The sequence below is a fragment of the Komagataeibacter xylinus genome (assembly GCF_031081985.1).
Lineage (GTDB): Bacteria > Pseudomonadota > Alphaproteobacteria > Acetobacterales > Acetobacteraceae > Komagataeibacter > Komagataeibacter xylinus_E.
Map to the genome: position 1 here is coordinate 572347 of NZ_JARWSK010000001.1, position 13485 is coordinate 585831.

The window sequence follows — 13485 nt, forward strand, 5'->3', positions numbered from 1 at the left end:
ATGCGTTAAAGCCCGTTTTTACAAAACTTTTTTCAGGGCTTCATTCACCATGGCCGGATTGGCCTTGCCCGCCATGGCTTTCATCACCTGGCCAACAAAAAAGCCGAACAGCCGGTCCTTGCCGCCACGGTATTCTTCCACCTTGTCGGCATTACGCGCCATCACGTCAGCTACAGCAGCATCAATCGCGCCGGTGTCGGTCACCTGCTTCAGGCCCTTGCGCTCCACAATGGCGGCGGCGCTGTCGCCGGTTTCGAGCATGTCCTCGAACACTTCCTTGGCGATCTTGCCATTGATGGTCTTGTCCGACACCAGATCCAGCATGCCACCAAGTGCCGCAGCCGAGATCGGGCTATCGGTAATGGTGCGGCCGGTGCGGTTGAGCGCGCCAAACAGGTCGCCCGTTACCCAGTTAGCAGCAAGGCGGGCATCGCGGCCCTTGGCCACTTCCTCGTAATAATCGGCAATGGCCTGCTCGGCCACCAGCACGCTGGCATCGTAGCGGGGGATGCCATATTCCTTGATGAAGCGGTCGCGCTTGTCATCCGGCAGTTCGGGCAGGGCACGCTCCAGTTCGTCCACCCATTCCTGCTCCACCACCAGCGGCAGCAGGTCAGGGTCGGGGAAGTAACGGTAATCGTGCGCGTCTTCCTTGCTGCGCAGCGAGCGGGTCTCGTTACGCGAGGGGTCGAACAGGCGCGTTTCCTGATCCACTTCGCCGCCATCTTCCCACACCTCGATCTGCCGGGTGGCCTCGACCTCGATGGCGTGCATGACATAACGGATCGAGTTGACGTTCTTGATCTCGCAGCGCGTGCGGAACGGCTCGCCCGCCTTGCGCACCGACACGTTCACATCGGCACGCATGGACCCTTCCTCCATGTTGCCATCGCACGTGCCCAGGTAACGCAGGATCTGGCGCAGCTTGCGCAGGTAGGCGCCAGCCTCCTCGGGGCAGCGGATGTCCGGCTCGCTCACGATCTCCATCAGCGCCACGCCAGCGCGGTTGAGGTCGATGAAGGAGCGGGCGGGGTCCTGGTCATGCATGGACTTGCCCGCATCCTGCTCCATGTGCAGGCGCGTGATGCCGATATGGCGCACGGTGCCATCGGCCAGTTCGATCTCGACCGTGCCTTCACCCACGATCGGGTGGGTGAACTGGCTGATCTGGTAGCCCGTGGGCAGGTCGGCATAGAAGTAGTTCTTGCGGTCGAACCGGCTTTCCAGATTGATGCGCGCGCGCAGGCCGAGGCCCGTGCGGATGGCCTGGGCCACACATTCCTGGTTCAGCACCGGCAGCATGCCCGGAAAGCCCGCATCGACCAGGCTCACATGCGTGTTCGGCTCACCGCCATAGGACGCCGATGCCCCGGAGAACAGCTTGGAATGGCTGATGACCTGCGCATGAACCTCAAGGCCCACCACGATTTCCCAAGCGCCGGTCTTGCCTTCGATCGTGTAGGTCATTTCGCGGCCTCCGCACGGATGGCAGGACGGTGGGTGAAGCCTGCGGCCTGTTCCAGCGCGCTGCCGGTGGCCAGCAGGGTTTCCTCATCAAACGGGCGGCCGATGAGTTGCAGCCCCAGCGGCAGGCCGGTCGCACCCAGCCCCACGGGCACGGACATGGCGGGCATGCCAGCCATGGAGGCCGGCACGGTGAAAATATCGTTCAGGTACATCTGGACCGGATCATCACTCTGTTCGCCCTGCGCGAAAGCAGGGGTGGGTGCTGTGGGGGTGAGCAGCACATCCACCTTCTGAAACGCCTCGGTAAAGTCGCGGCGGATGAGGGTGCGCACCTTCTGGGCCTTCAGGTAATAGGCATCGTAATAGCCAGCCGAGAGCACATAGGTGCCCATCATGATGCGGCGACGCACCTCGGGGCCAAAGCCCGCGCGGCGGGTGGCTTCATACATGGCGTCGAGCGTATCACCGGGCACGCGCTCGCCAAAGCGCAGGCCGTCATAGCGGGCGAGGTTGGATGAACATTCGGCAGGGGCCACGATGTAATAGGTGGCAAGGCCGTATTTCGTGTGGGGCAGGGACACATCCACGATCTCGCAGCCTGCGGCCTTGAGCCATTCAATGCCCTGCTGCCACGCTGCCGCGATCTCGGCGGAGAGGCCCTCGGCGCGGTATTCGGCGGGAATGCCCACTTTCAGCCCCTTGAGGCTCCGGCCCACGGCGGCGGAATAATCCGGCACATCGCAGTTGACGCTGGTGCTGTCACGCTCGTCAAAACCGGCCATGGACTGGAGCATGATGGCGCAGTCGCGCACGCTGCGCGCCATGGGGCCTGCCTGATCGAGCGATGAGGCATAGGCAATGGTGCCAAACCGGCTGCACCTTCCATAGGTGGGCTTGAGCCCCACGATGCCGCAATAGGCGGCGGGCTGGCGGATGGACCCGCCGGTATCGGTGCCGGTCGCCCCCATGGCCAGCCCGGCGGCCACGGCGGCAGCCGACCCGCCAGACGAGCCACCGGGCACCAGCGCCGCGTCATCGCCGTTACGCTTCCACGGGTTTTCAACCGGGCCGAAGGCGGAGGTGATGTTGGCCGACCCCATGGCGAATTCATCAAGATTGGTCTTGCCCACAAACACCGCGCCATCACGCAGCAGGTTGGCCGTGACCGTGCTTTCATAGGGGGGCACGAAATTCTTGAGGATGTTGCTCGCCGCCGTAGTCCGCACGCCATTGGTGCAGAACAGGTCCTTGATGCCCAGCGGAATGCCGGTCAGGCTGCGGGCCTCGCCCTTGGCCAGAACCTCGTCAGCCTGCTGCGCCGCCTTGAGCGCTTCATCGGCGGTGGTGGTGATGTAGGCGTTCAGGCGCGGGTTGAGGGCGGCGATGGCGTCGGTATGCGCGCGCACCAGTTCCACGGCGCTGAATTTGCGCGCACGCAGGCCGCTTGCGGCATCGGCAATTGTCAGTTCGGTCAGGCTCATCTTATTCAACAACCTTGGGCACGGTATAGAAGGGGCCAACGCCATCGGGCGCGTTGGACAGCACGGCATCACGGCAGTTGCCATCGGTCACCACGTCCGGGCGCGTGCGCAGGGCGGCATGGCCCGTGCCGACCATGGGGGGCACCCCCTCGACATCGACCTCGTTCAACTGCTCGACCCAGCCGAGGATCCCGTTAAGCTCCCCTTGCAGGGCGGGAACATCAGACTCGTCAATACCAATCCGTGCCAGTCTGGCAATGCGGCGGACGGTCGCGGGATCAAGCGACATGAAGCAATAACTTTCCATCAGAACAGGGGCAGAATATCCTGCGGCGCAGGACCGCTGAGGAACATACCCCCGACCATGCCCCTGTTCAACATATCCGATCTCCGTGCTGGCCTGCGCCGCGACCAGCGCCTGCTTGGCCTTGACCCTGGCAAAAAGACAATCGGCATCGCGCTGTCAGATGTGGGGCTGATGCTGGCCTCCCCGCATATAGGGCTCAAGCGCGCAAAACTGTCGGTCAATGCCGCCGAAATCAGTAAAATTGCCCGTGCGCAGGATGTGGGCGGCCTGGTGGTGGGCCTGCCGCTCTCGCTTGATGGCAGCTTCGGCCCCGCCGCCCAGGCAGCACGCGACTGGACGCTCAACCTGTCCGACATGACCGGCCTGCCTGCCGCCATGTGGGATGAACGGCTGTCATCCTCCGCCGTGAACCGCTTCCTCATTGCCGAGGCCGACATGACGCGCCAGCGCCGGGGCGAGGTGGTGGACCAGATGGCGGCGGCCTACATTTTGCAGGCCGCCCTTGATGCATCGATCCCGCAGGAGTAGGGGCACTTTCGAATTCGTGATGGCATGACTGGATTGTGCCAAAACCGGACCCCGGCGGTGCGGGGGCTGCTATGCTGGCTCCCACCACCGGCGCGCACCGGGACGTGACCCCTCCCAAACGCTTCTTTCGCCGGACCCATGTTGCATAAACAAGGATGCCCGGCCATGCGCCTGCCACACCTGCCGTACCTTCATATCCATGTGCATGACCGCCCGCTGGCAGGCGACCCGCACCCGCACAACCTGTTTCACTGGAAGCTGTATTTCTGCGAGGCGATCGCCACCGCCATCCTCATGATCCTCGGGCTGAGTGCGGTCATCCTGCTCAGCGCGCCCGCCAGTCCACTCGGGGGGGTGCTCATGCACCATCCCTATATCCAGACCGCGTTGTGCGGGCTGTGCTTTGGCCTGTCGGGCACGGCGGCGGCCATGACGCCGTTCGGCAAGGTCAGCGGGGCGCATATCAACCCCTCCGTCACCCTGGCATTCTCGCTGGCCAAGCGCATCGGCGGGGTGGATGCGCTGAACTACATGATCGCGCAGGTCATCGGTGCCTTTATCGGCACGGCGGTAGTGTATGAAGCGGGCAGGCTGATTGCGTGGTGGGGCAACATGGCCGTGGCGGTGCATTATGGCGCGACCGTGCCCTACGGCCAGATTTCAATCTGGTGGGCCATGTGGTCGGAAATGTTCGTGACTGCGGCGCTGATCGCCATGCTGTACTGGCTGGCCGCCCACCCACGGTGGAAGTTCATCACGCCCTGGTCGGGCGGGCTGTTCTTTCTCGTGCTTAACCCCATTACGGCGTGGCTTTCGGGCAATAGCGTCAATTTTGCGCGCACGCTGGCCCCGGCACTGTTTGCCGGGCAATGGTCGGGGCTGTGGGTTTACGTGGTGGGTCCATTTGCCGGGGCATCGCTTGCGGTCATGGCCATTCGCATGAACCTTCTGGGCAAGCTGCACCTGCTTGAGGCGCGCCTGGTCAATTTTGGCCACCATGGCCGCGTGCCGGGGCTTGATGACCCGCACCGCAAGCTCAACCACCCCGATGATCCCGACCATGTGCCCCCCGGCGCAGGACCGGCCTGAACCGGCAGGCCCGCGCAAGGCGCAACCCACACGTGACATATTCCGTTATTTTGCTACGGGGGAATTAGAGGCCATAGTGCCGCGCCGCCATGCCTGCCATGAGCTGCCGAGGGAGAGTGCATAAGAATGAAGCGTTTTTTCAACACGCGCGAAACCGTTGTAACCGAAGCGCTGGACGGGTTCCTGCGCTCAAGCGCGGGCCACCATTTGTGCCGCCTGGATGGCTACCCCGATACCTGCGTGATCATGCGCCGCGAAATCGACCGCCGCGAGGTTTCGGTCATTTCGGGTGGCGGGTCGGGGCATGAGCCTGCGCATGCGGGCTTTGTCGGCCATGGCATGCTGACGGCTGCAGTGTGTGGCGCGCTGTTTGCCTCTCCCTGCGTTGATGCGATCCTTGCCGCGATCCTGGCCACGACGGGGGAGGCGGGCTGCCTGCTGGTGGTCAAGAACTATACCGGCGACCGGCTGAACTTCGGCCTCGCCGCCGAGCGCGCCCGCGCGCTGGGCAAGAAGGTGGAAATGGTGACCGTGGGCGATGACATCGCCCTACCGGGTTCGGCCACGCCGCGCGGTGTTGCGGGCACGGTGCTTGCGCACAAGCTGGCGGGCTATGGCGCGGCACAGGGCTGGTCGCTCGAGCATGTGACCGAGTTCGTGCGCGACGGCACGAAACGCATGCGCACCATCGGCATGGCGCTGGAAGACTGCAACCCCTATGAGCCCGCCCGCGCCAGCCGCCTGGCCGCCGATCAGGCCGAACTTGGCCTTGGCATTCATGGCGAGCCGGGAGCGCAGCGCATTGCCGTGGCCGGTGCGAATGACCTGATGGCGCTGGCCGCCAGCACGCTTGAGGCCAGCCTGCCCACCACCGTGCGCAATACCCGCTTTGCCCTCGTGCTCAACAACCTTGGCACCGTGCCGGAAGTGGAAATGGCGCTGTTGCTGGAATCCTTCAGCCACACGCCGCTCGCCCGCCGCATCTCGCACGTGATTGGCCCGGCACCGCTCATGACGGCGCTGGACATGAACGGCTTCTCGCTCACCCTGATCGAGCTTGACGCGGCCACCACCGCCGCCCTGCAGGCCCCGGCCCAGCCAAGTGCGTGGCCCGGCATCACTACATTCGGCAGCCCCAGCGTGGCCCCCATGCCCGCCATGCCTGATGCCTTTCCCTTCACGCCCAGCCACAATGCGGCTGTTGCCAGCCTGCTGGCGCGGGGGGCTGACATACTGATGGCCAACGAGGCGGCGCTGAACGAACTTGACGGCAAGATCGGCGATGGCGATGCAGGCTCCACCTTTGCAAGCGCTGCGCGTGACATCACTGCCGTGCGCGACCGCCTGCCCATGAACGACCCGCACCAGCTCATGGCCACCATCGGCAATATCCTGACCCAGCATGCCGGTGGCTCGAGCGGGGTGCTTTTTGCCATCATGTTCTCGGCGGCAGGCCACAGCAAACAGCCCTGGCAGCAGGCCCTGCGTGAAGGGCTGGCCCATATGATGGAATGCGGTGGCGCCAAACCGGGCGACCGCACCATGATCGACGCGCTCCACCCCGCCCTTGAAGTGCTGGCCACCGGCGGCACGCTACAGCAGGCTGCCAAAGCCGCGCGCAAGGGTGCGGATGCCACCACCACCATGGACAGCGCCCGCGCAGGCCGCGCCGCCTACGTGCCCAGCGAACATGTGCGCAACGTGCCCGATCCCGGCGCCGAGGCCGTGGCCCGCCTGCTCGAAGGGCTGGCGGCGGGCTGAACACCATGCGGAACAGCCGCTGGCTGGTGGCTGTTCCGCGCGGGCAAGGGCAGGGGAGCGAAGCAGGCCGAGCCACCTATGTCCGTGCGGCGCTGACACTCTCTTCATCAAGCACCGTGTCAGCATTCAAAAGGCACATCCGCTCAGGATCAAAGGGCTGGCCTGAAGCAAACAGGGCGCTTGTCGTATCCGCAGCCAGTGCGTGGCTTACATCAAAACCATCATGCTGCGCATGGCCTGCCTGGAGCAGAACTGGAACAAGATCGGCCCAGGACAGGCAGGCGACCTGCGTCTCACCATCGTCCTGCCTGCGTGCCATCAGCACATAATCCACACGCGGCAGCATGATGGGCATGCCATCGACCCAGATGGCGGCGGTAAGTATCTTTTCATCCAGCGCAAAGGAGGACATTTTGGGAATGGCCTTGGCATCACCCAACCTTTGCTGGCGGCCATCAAGCGTATCGTTCCACTCCCAACAGCGCATGAGCGTGGCACGAGGCAGTACATACCTGAAAGGATCATGACGGGACAATATGCGGATGGCGGCAATATTGCCCGCGTTCCACCCCTTGAGCAGGCCGGCAGGCGTATAGGGGCCTGACCCCATGCCATCCATCTGCGGGTCATTAATGCGGGCAGGGAAGCGGGCCAGAAGAGCCGTGATTTCCCGTGCCATTTCAACAGCGAAAAAACTTGGCCTGCAATAGTTCAGATTGCAGAGCACGCTTGTTATTTCAGTTTTATTTTCATTATTTTTATCTTCTTCATCATTTCCATCACAATCCGTGAAAATGGTAAAATAGACGCCGGTCGTATCATTCTGGTACCCGAAATCGTCACCATCCATGAAGTAATGTTTCCGGCTTTGCAGAAAATTCCAGAAATCCGTTTTTTCTACTGGCAACTCAAATTCAATGTCCAGATCATAGCTCATGCCCGGTTCTTCCTTAATATAGGTAAATAAGTATAATTATATCAGGAAGAAGCGGAAAATCCATCCATGCCAAAAGGGGTAGCGCATCATGACAGATGGCTACCCCGGCAAGAAAATCAGGCTTTACGGACGAATTCGGATTTCAGGTTGATGGCGCCAATACCTGCAATCTTGCAGGCAATATTGTGCCCGTCCGTGCCATCGACCAGACGGATGCCCTTCACCTTGGTGCCACCCTTGATAACGGATGAGGCCCCCTTGATCTTGAGGTCCTTGATCACCGTAACACTATCGCCATCAGCGAGCACGTTGCCATTGGCATCGCGGATCTCGCCGGGGCCATCGGCGGCAGCACCGGCCGCATTGTCCTTCGGGTTCCATTCACACCCGCACTCCGGGCAGGTCCACAGGCTGCCATCGGGGTAGACATGTTCGCACCCGCATTCGGGGCATTTGAGGTCGTTTTCCATAATGATCCTTAACTGTCAGGGCCTACGCCCATAAACCACGCAGGCCCCGACAGAAAGGATATGGATCATGCAGGGGTCATTTTCTGGCCGCAGCCAGCCCCATCAGGGCACGTGTCCCTTACTGCTGGGGCGCCGTGCCGCCATGGGTGCTCACGCCGGGGCCACCGCCATCATCGGAGCCACCACCGGCGGGCTTGGGTTTGTCGCACCCGGCAAGGCAGGTCAGGACGGCCGCGGCCATCATCATCCGCGCAAGGTTTCGCATTGGTTTTCTCCTCTCCAGCTATTCTGGCTTTCAAGAGGGGTAAACCGCCGGACCGCGCCACGGTTGCGTATGAAAACAGGGCAGCGCTGCGCCAGCAGGCCTGCGGCGCACATCTCGCGCATGCGCATGCAGCAACGATGGCGGTGCTGGAGGGAAGGATATTCCATCCGGTGCCTGTCCGTCTGTTCGGGGCCGCCCTAGCGGACGGCCTGCTTGCGGAAAAAACGCTCGACAGCCAGCATGCCAAGCAACAGCGCGACGCCAAAGCCTTCGCGTGTATGGTCGATGAGGTAACGCATAACGGCCTCCTCCATTTGGCTTGTCAGATTCATACTGACGCATCATTCACGCCAGCGGAAGTCAAAACGCCCATATCGCTCTTCACGATATGGAACTGATCGCACAGGCCAGCCGGGTGTTGCGCATTCATGGCCGTTTTTTTATTTTCCCTCCGCCCAAGTTTAAAAAAAGCCAATTAAAGACGTTTTTGGTGAAGCTTTTTTCAAAAAGCATCAAAAGACACCGCCTGTCCGAAAGCAGGACGTTTTTAAGAACGTGTCAGGACATAACCTTGCCAGCGCCCCGCACGACGGCATAGGAAAAAGGTCATGTCATGCTCCCTACCGCACAGACCCACCCGCTCCATGCGCCCTTCCGCCCGCCACAGGGCAGGGGACATGCCATGACGCGCATTTTCATTGATGCCGATGCCTGCCCGGTGCGCGACGAGACCTATCGCGTCGCACTGCGCTATGGGCTGCACACCTTTGTCGTCTCGAACAGCCTGCTGGCCGTGCCGGCCTCGCCGCTGATCGAGCGCGTGGTGGTGACACAGGGCATGGACGTGGCTGATGACTGGATTGCCGAGCATGCGGCCGCGCATGACATTGTCATATCAGCCGATATTCCGCTGGCCGCGCGCTGTGTCGCGCGCGGGGCCTGCGTGCTCGACCCCAAGGGCCGCATTCTTGATGATAACGCCATCGGCATGGCGCTGGCCGTGCGCAACCTCATGACCGACCTGCGTGATACCGGTGTCGTGACCCAGAGCAATCACGGCTTTACCCGCGCTGACCGCTCCACGTTTCTCTCAGCCCTTGATACCGCCGTGGTCAAGGCCCGCAAACGCGCGGCAGGGCACGGGCGACCGCTGCCTATTGTGCCACCCACGGCATAAGGGAGGCTGCAACACAAAAATGCCGCCCGCTCCAAGGGGAACGGACGGCACGAAGGTTGGGAACGCCGCCTTTTTGAAAAAAGGCGGCACCCGGAAACCTTTCCCTGAACTTACTTCTGCGCAGCCTTGGCAAACAGGGCCGAGATGGCATCCTGCGCCTCGGTCTGGATGGCCTTGAGGTGGGCCTCGCTCTTGAAGCTCTCGGCATAGATTTTATAGACATTTTCCGTGCCGGAGGGGCGGGCGGCAAACCAGCCATCCCTGGCCGAGACCTTCAGCCCCCCGATGGCCGCGCCATTGCCCGGCGCGTTGGTCAGCGTGCTGACAATCGGCTCGCCCGCAAGCTCGCTCATGCCGATCTGCTCGGGCGAGAGGCTTTTCAGGATTGCCTTCTGCGCCGGATCGGCAGGCGCGTCGATGCGGGCATAGTACGGCGTGCCAAGGCGCTTGGTCATGGCCTCGTATGCTGCGCCGGGGGTCTGCTTGGTGCGGGCCGTGATCTCGGCGGCGAGCAGGCCAAGGATGATGCCGTCCTTGTCCGTGCTCCACACCGTGCCATCGCGGCGCAGGAAGGAAGCGCCTGCGCTTTCCTCACCACCAAAGCCGAGCGTGCCGTTATACAGGCCATCGACAAACCACTTGAAGCCAACCGGCACTTCCACCAGCTTGCGGCCGATTTCCTTGGCCACGCGGTCGATCATGCTGCTGCTGACCACCGTCTTGCCCACGCCGGCTGCGGGGTTCCAGTTGGCGCGGTTGTTGAACAGGAACTCGATGGCGGTGGCAAGGTAGTGGTTGGGGTTCATCAGCCCGTATTTGCCCGACACGATGCCATGACGGTCGGCATCGGTATCGTTGGCGAAGGCTATGTCAAAGCGGTCCTTCATCTGCACCAGGCGCGCCATGGCGTAGGGCGACGAGCAGTCCATGCGGATCTGGCCATCCCAGTCGGCGGTCATGAAGCGGAAGGTGGGGTCGACTTCCTTGCTCACGATGGTGGCGTTGATGCCGTATTTGTCAATGATCGGCTGCCAGTAATCCACCGCTGCCCCGCCAAGCGGGTCGATGCCGATGGAAATGCCGGATTCACGGATGATGTCCATGTCCACCACGGCGGCAAGGTCATCCACATACGGGTTGATGTAGTCATGCCGCTTTGTGGTAGGGGCCGCAAGCGCCTGCTCGAACGGCACGCGGGCTACACCCTGCATGCCCTTGGCCATGTAGTCGTTCGCGGCGTTCTCGATGACCTTGGTGATGTCGGTATCAGCCGGGCCGCCATGCGGCGGGTTGTATTTGAAGCCACCATCCTCGGGCGGGTTGTGCGAGGGCGTAATCACCACACCATCAGCAAGGTCGCTGTTGCGGCCACGGTTGCACGTCAGGATGGCATGCGAGATGACGGGGGTGGGGGTGTAGCCGTCCTTGTCATCAATGCGCACTTCAATGCCGTTGGCGGCAAAGACTTCAAGGGCTGACTTCAGCGCCGGGCGCGAGAGCGCATGCGTGTCGATGCCGATGAACAGCGGCCCGGTAATGCCCGCGTTCTTGCGGTAGTCAGCAATGGCCTGGCTGATCGAGAGGATATGGTTTTCATTGAAGCTGGTGTGCAGCGATGAGCCCCGGTGCCCCGAGGTGCCAAACGCCACCCGCTGCGTTGCAATGGCGGGATCAGGCTTGCGGGTATAATAGGCATCAAGCAGGGCATCGATATTGACAAGACGGTCCGGATCGACCGGCTTGCCGGCAAAAGGGCTTACGCTGGGCATTGACTGCTCCCGAAATACATTATGAAAAAGCGCATATTCCAACAAATTTCCTTACAGCCCGCCCCGGCAGGCGTCCAGCCCGCACAGGGCAGGAAAATGAACCGGAAGCAGCAAGGAAACGCATCATGCCACGACACTGGCGCGCGCTTTGGGGGAATGACATTGAACTATATCAAAATCCGGACCTTTTTCGTTTCCTTGTCCGCCCATCACGTTCCCGCGCGGACAGGTTGCGTGGGGCAGGGGGCATCCCCACCCTAAGCGCATGAACACACTCTCATCACCCGATCATGCCGAACACCTGCGCCGCGACCGGCTGGAGCGCCTGCTGAAGCGCCTGCCCGCACGGGGCGAACAGGCCATGCGCTGGCTGCTTCAGCCCGAAAGGGTCGTATTGCGCGGCATCATGGGCGGATTGCTGATCGTGGGGGGCGTATTCAGCTTCCTGCCGGTGCTGGGGTTATGGATGCTGCCGCTGGGCATTATCCTGCTGGCGGAGGACGTGCCTTTCCTGCGCAGGCTGAGTGCGCGCATGCTGGAGTGGATCGAAACCCGCCACCCGGCCTGGCTGGCGCCAGCCCCCGCAGCGGGGCAGGAGAAAGGTGATCTTACCGCGCACGGGGCGGCCGACGCAGCCCCGCGGTCGCCACGATCAGGGTATTGACCGCAAGCCCGATCAGGCCGGGATTGATCCCTTCAGGCATGAGGCCCGCCGAGTACAGCCCCACCGCCAGCCCGTCACCCGCCACAAGCCCCGCTGCAATGGCCAGGGCGGGCACGCGCCACCCGCACAGCGCCACCAGCAGCCCGGGTGCGATCTGGATCATGCCCAGATAATACAGGTTGTTGAGCGTGACCATGATGCTGCCCAGCCCCGCCGCTCCGGCGGCACAAAGCAGCAGATAGATGCCAATCACCACCTGCGCGCCCACGCGCTGGCCCCTGTCGGACAGGCCATGGAGCATGTTGCGCGAGACCAGCGGCCCGATGGCAAGGCATACGCCCGCCAGGATGACCAGCGCCGAGACCGCGCACCCGCCCGCAACAATGCCCTGCATCCATGGCGGCAGCGTGGTGGTGATGCCAAGCATGAACACGTCATTGGCCGATGGCACAGCCAGCCCGCGCCTGCGCACGTATTCCGCGATCATGTACAGGAAGGGGAACATGAGCATGTAAAGCGGCATGAGGATCTGGTTGCGGCGCACCATCCGCGCCGAGCGCGCGGTAAACACGAAGGCCACCGCCTGCGGTGTCATGCACAGCCCCAGCGACTGGAGCACGATGGTGGAGACCACGAACATGTCCTGCCGCGCAGGCACGGCGGGGGCCGGGGCTGCCACATACGCAGCGGGCAGGCCCGTGGCCAGCAGGGCAGCACTCCCTCCGGCCACGATGGCCAGCACCAGCAGCACATCCTTCAGCACCGATACATAGGCCGGTGCGCGCACGCCCGCCAGCGCCACCCAGCCAAAGGTCATGCCCGCGCCAGCGCCTGCCAGCACGGCAGGGGTTACATGCCAGTGCAGGCTGCGCATGACCGATATCAGGCCGGTAAACTGCATCTGCCCCAACGGCAGCAAAAAGGCGACGGCGTTGGCCGCCACCACGACTTCAAGCAGGCGACTGCTGAAATGCGCGCGAAAAATATCGGCCAGCGTCATGCTGCCCGTCCTGCGCCCCAACTGCCATAACAGCGGCGCAAGCACGAACCCCACAGGGTAGGACAGCAGGATATACCCCATGAACCACCCGGCAAACGCCGCGCCATGCAGGTAAACGCCGGTGGAAAAGCCTAGCACGCTGCCAATGCTGTAGGTCTCGCCAATGGTCAGGAAAAAGACCAGCAGCCCCCCGAGCTGCCCGGACGCCACAAAGAAATCACGCGCGTTGCCGCTGCCACGCCGCATCCGCGCATACACCGCCAGGGCAATGGAGGCGGCAATGACCATGCCAAAGCTGAGAAATTCCATCTACGGCGCCCGTGCCCGGCCCAGCCACCATGCAACTGCCATGCAGCAGGGCACCAGCACCATGCAGGCAAACAGCCATGCCACCGCTGGCGGAAAACCAAAGACCACGCCGTCAACATGCTCAAACAGCAGGAAACCCCCAATAACCAACGCATAAGGCAGCCCCAGACCCACAACCAGCGTAAGGGGCGTGGTGGCAGATCGTGGTTCATGGGCGTTATCGGGGGTATCCGGCACGCGCGTCAGGTCCTGAAAGCAGGG

Annotated in this window: 15 protein-coding genes; 6 read left to right on the forward strand and 9 right to left on the reverse strand. The window is 62.6% G+C overall.

Annotation, left to right across the window (positions count from 1 at the left end):
* Positions 1-18: 18 nt before the first annotated feature.
* From gatB to gatC, 3 genes are read right to left on the reverse strand one after another with little or no spacing between them, the layout of a single operon-like run.
* Positions 19-1467, reverse strand: coding sequence for an Asp-tRNA(Asn)/Glu-tRNA(Gln) amidotransferase subunit GatB (gatB, locus tag QEG70_RS02900; RefSeq protein WP_308719274.1), 1449 nt, complete (start codon positions 1465-1467; stop codon positions 19-21).
* Positions 1464-2948 carry an Asp-tRNA(Asn)/Glu-tRNA(Gln) amidotransferase subunit GatA gene (gene gatA / locus QEG70_RS02905; RefSeq protein WP_308719275.1) on the reverse strand — a complete coding sequence of 495 codons (1485 nt, stop codon included), beginning with the start codon at positions 2946-2948 and terminating at the stop codon, positions 1464-1466. Before gatA ends, gatB begins: the two co-directional genes overlap by 4 nt.
* 1 nt (position 2949) lies before the next feature.
* Positions 2950-3237, reverse strand: a complete 288-nt coding sequence (gene gatC / locus QEG70_RS02910; RefSeq protein ID WP_061276141.1) for an Asp-tRNA(Asn)/Glu-tRNA(Gln) amidotransferase subunit GatC — start codon at positions 3235-3237, stop codon at positions 2950-2952.
* Positions 3238-3312: 75 nt separating this feature from the next.
* Here gatC and ruvX point away from each other — a divergent pair, with 75 nt between their 5' ends.
* From ruvX to QEG70_RS02925, 3 genes are all read left to right on the forward strand, one after another.
* Positions 3313-3783 (forward strand): Holliday junction resolvase RuvX, encoded by a 471-nt coding sequence (ruvX, locus tag QEG70_RS02915; RefSeq protein WP_308719276.1) that lies wholly within the window; start codon positions 3313-3315, stop codon positions 3781-3783.
* Between the two features lie 165 nt (positions 3784-3948).
* Positions 3949-4872, forward strand: coding sequence for an MIP/aquaporin family protein (locus QEG70_RS02920; protein ID WP_308719277.1), 924 nt, complete (start codon positions 3949-3951; stop codon positions 4870-4872).
* A 126-nt stretch (positions 4873-4998) separates the two neighbouring features.
* Positions 4999-6633 carry a dihydroxyacetone kinase subunit DhaK gene (locus tag QEG70_RS02925; protein WP_308719278.1) on the forward strand — a complete coding sequence of 545 codons (1635 nt, stop codon included), beginning with the start codon at positions 4999-5001 and terminating at the stop codon, positions 6631-6633.
* Between the two features lie 76 nt (positions 6634-6709).
* Here the strand turns inward: QEG70_RS02925 and QEG70_RS02930 are convergent, their stop codons facing one another.
* The 3 genes from QEG70_RS02930 to QEG70_RS02940 all read right to left on the reverse strand — a co-directional run bounded on the left by QEG70_RS02930 (position 6710) and on the right by QEG70_RS02940 (position 8305).
* Positions 6710-7570: a hypothetical protein gene (locus QEG70_RS02930; RefSeq protein ID WP_308719279.1), complete on the reverse strand. Its 861-nt coding sequence runs from the start codon at positions 7568-7570 to the stop codon at positions 6710-6712.
* A gap of 116 nt (positions 7571-7686) precedes the next feature.
* The gene (locus tag QEG70_RS02935) at positions 7687-8040 is read right to left on the reverse strand and encodes a zinc ribbon domain-containing protein YjdM (protein ID WP_308719280.1); all 354 of its coding nucleotides are present in this window, start codon (positions 8038-8040) and stop codon (positions 7687-7689) included.
* Between the two features lie 118 nt (positions 8041-8158).
* The gene (locus QEG70_RS02940; RefSeq protein WP_165399117.1) at positions 8159-8305 is read right to left on the reverse strand and encodes a hypothetical protein; all 147 of its coding nucleotides are present in this window, start codon (positions 8303-8305) and stop codon (positions 8159-8161) included.
* Between QEG70_RS02940 and QEG70_RS02945 the strand changes: the two genes are divergently transcribed.
* The gene (locus tag QEG70_RS02945) at positions 8305-8703 is read left to right on the forward strand and encodes a hypothetical protein (RefSeq protein ID WP_308719281.1); all 399 of its coding nucleotides are present in this window, start codon (positions 8305-8307) and stop codon (positions 8701-8703) included. The two genes, QEG70_RS02940 and QEG70_RS02945, sit on opposite strands and share 1 nt — an antisense overlap.
* 284 nt (positions 8704-8987) lie before the next feature.
* A complete protein-coding gene (locus QEG70_RS02950) occupies positions 8988-9482 on the forward strand; it encodes a YaiI/YqxD family protein (protein WP_308719440.1) in 495 nt (164 codons plus the stop codon).
* A 110-nt stretch (positions 9483-9592) separates the two neighbouring features.
* Here QEG70_RS02950 and pgm read toward each other — a convergent pair whose 3' ends face one another.
* Positions 9593-11251, reverse strand: coding sequence for a phosphoglucomutase (alpha-D-glucose-1,6-bisphosphate-dependent) (gene pgm, locus QEG70_RS02955; RefSeq protein ID WP_308719282.1), 1659 nt, complete (start codon positions 11249-11251; stop codon positions 9593-9595).
* Positions 11252-11516: 265 nt separating this feature from the next.
* Between pgm and QEG70_RS02960 the strand changes: the two genes are divergently transcribed.
* On the forward strand, positions 11517-11915 hold the full coding sequence (locus tag QEG70_RS02960) for a hypothetical protein (RefSeq protein WP_308719283.1): 399 nt from the start codon (positions 11517-11519) through the stop codon (positions 11913-11915).
* Here the strand turns inward: QEG70_RS02960 and QEG70_RS02965 are convergent.
* Together QEG70_RS02965 and QEG70_RS02970 are read right to left on the reverse strand one after the other, a co-directional pair.
* Positions 11860-13224: a sodium:solute symporter family protein gene (locus QEG70_RS02965; protein WP_308719284.1), complete on the reverse strand. Its 1365-nt coding sequence runs from the start codon at positions 13222-13224 to the stop codon at positions 11860-11862. The genes QEG70_RS02960 and QEG70_RS02965 overlap by 56 nt on opposite strands.
* Positions 13225-13461: a hypothetical protein gene (locus QEG70_RS02970; protein WP_308719285.1), complete on the reverse strand. Its 237-nt coding sequence runs from the start codon at positions 13459-13461 to the stop codon at positions 13225-13227. It abuts the gene before it with no gap.
* Positions 13462-13485: the final 24 nt, after the last annotated feature.

Coding starts and splice junctions, on each gene's coding strand:
- gatB (WP_308719274.1), bottom strand. CDS start 1,467: ATGACCTACACGATCGAAGGCAAGACCGGCGCTTGGGAAATCGTGGTG.
- gatA (WP_308719275.1), bottom strand. CDS start 2,948: ATGAGCCTGACCGAACTGACAATTGCCGATGCCGCAAGCGGCCTGCGT.
- gatC (WP_061276141.1), bottom strand. CDS start 3,237: ATGTCGCTTGATCCCGCGACCGTCCGCCGCATTGCCAGACTGGCACGG.
- ruvX (WP_308719276.1), top strand. CDS start 3,313: ATGCCCCTGTTCAACATATCCGATCTCCGTGCTGGCCTGCGCCGCGAC.
- QEG70_RS02920 (WP_308719277.1), top strand. CDS start 3,949: ATGCGCCTGCCACACCTGCCGTACCTTCATATCCATGTGCATGACCGC.
- QEG70_RS02925 (WP_308719278.1), top strand. CDS start 4,999: ATGAAGCGTTTTTTCAACACGCGCGAAACCGTTGTAACCGAAGCGCTG.
- QEG70_RS02930 (WP_308719279.1), bottom strand. CDS start 7,570: ATGAGCTATGATCTGGACATTGAATTTGAGTTGCCAGTAGAAAAAACG.
- QEG70_RS02935 (WP_308719280.1), bottom strand. CDS start 8,040: ATGGAAAACGACCTCAAATGCCCCGAATGCGGGTGCGAACATGTCTAC.
- QEG70_RS02940 (WP_165399117.1), bottom strand. CDS start 8,305: ATGCGAAACCTTGCGCGGATGATGATGGCCGCGGCCGTCCTGACCTGC.
- QEG70_RS02950 (WP_308719440.1), top strand. CDS start 8,988: ATGACGCGCATTTTCATTGATGCCGATGCCTGCCCGGTGCGCGACGAG.
- pgm (WP_308719282.1), bottom strand. CDS start 11,251: ATGCCCAGCGTAAGCCCTTTTGCCGGCAAGCCGGTCGATCCGGACCGT.
- QEG70_RS02960 (WP_308719283.1), top strand. CDS start 11,517: ATGAACACACTCTCATCACCCGATCATGCCGAACACCTGCGCCGCGAC.
- QEG70_RS02965 (WP_308719284.1), bottom strand. CDS start 13,224: ATGGAATTTCTCAGCTTTGGCATGGTCATTGCCGCCTCCATTGCCCTG.